Origin of the sequence: Streptomyces sp. MZ04 (genome assembly GCF_004684775.1) — a bacterium.
Lineage (GTDB): Bacteria > Actinomycetota > Actinomycetes > Streptomycetales > Streptomycetaceae > Streptomyces.
Genome location: NZ_SRIC01000602.1, coordinates 1 through 929 on the forward strand (window position 1 = coordinate 1; position 929 = coordinate 929).

1 protein-coding gene is annotated in these 929 nt (G+C 74.0%); it reads right to left on the bottom strand.

Translation table 11 applies throughout. The annotated features are described in order from the left end of the window. Nucleotides 1-16: 16 nt before the first annotated feature. Complete coding sequence (locus tag E2651_RS43430; protein ID WP_135336753.1) at nucleotides 17-892, bottom strand: alpha/beta hydrolase; 876 nt, start codon at nucleotides 890-892, stop codon at nucleotides 17-19. Nucleotides 893-929 lie beyond the last annotated feature (37 nt).

A 929-nucleotide genomic window follows, 5' to 3' on the forward strand; every position in this document is an offset into this window, starting at 1 on the left:
CCCCCGGCCCCCGTCCCTAGAAGGCCAGTTGCGCGATCTCCTCCGCCACGACGGCGCACGCGTCCGCCGCCGGATCGATGAGCGGGAAGTGCCCCACGTCCTCGAGGAGCGTGACCCCGACGACCTCGCCCGCCTTCGCCGCCGCGTCGGCGTACGACTCGGAGACGGTGTGCGGCACGACGATGTCGGTACGTCCCTGAACCACGGCCGTGGCGATGCCGGTCGGCAGCAGAGCGGCCGGATCGGCGTGCGGCACTCTCTCCTCGAACTGCCCCTCCCCGCCCAGGAGTTGAACGACAGCGCCCGAGCAGACACCCAGGTCCCTGGCGACCCGGAAGTCGGCGATCGGGGCGAGGGCGACGACGCCGCGCAGGGGCGCGGGCCGTTCGGTGCGCCAGGGCGAGCCGACGGGCAGCACATGGCGTGCGGCGGCCCACAGGGCGAGGTGTCCGCCCGCGGAGTGACCCGTCACGACGGTGCGGCGCGGGTCGGCGGAGGGCAGGAACTCCCGTACGAGGCCGGGCAGCGCGTCGAAGGCGGCGGCGACGTCGTCGAACGTCTCGGGCCAGCGCCCGGCGACGGGCCCCTCCCCCTGTACGGGGATCGAACTCCCTCTCCGGTACTCGACGTTGGCCACGGCGAAGCCGCGTCTGGCGAGGAAGTCCGCGAAGGGGGTGATGTGCTGCCGGTCGTACGGGGCACGCCAGGCGCCGCCGTGCAGGACGACGACGAGCGGGGCGGGAGTTTCCGTACGGATGCGGGGTTCGTAGAAGTCGACGACCTGATCGGGATGTTCGCCGTACGCGGCGGTGGCGTCGGGCGGCACCGCGGGGTGCGAGAAGGCGGCGTCGGCCTCGGCGGCATCGCGGGCCACGGCGGCGTCGTCCGGCATGCGACAACCTCTCTGCGGGTGGGGGGAACTGCGGGGC

Coding starts and splice junctions, on each gene's coding strand:
- E2651_RS43430 (WP_135336753.1), bottom strand. CDS start 892: ATGCCGGACGACGCCGCCGTGGCCCGCGATGCCGCCGAGGCCGACGCC.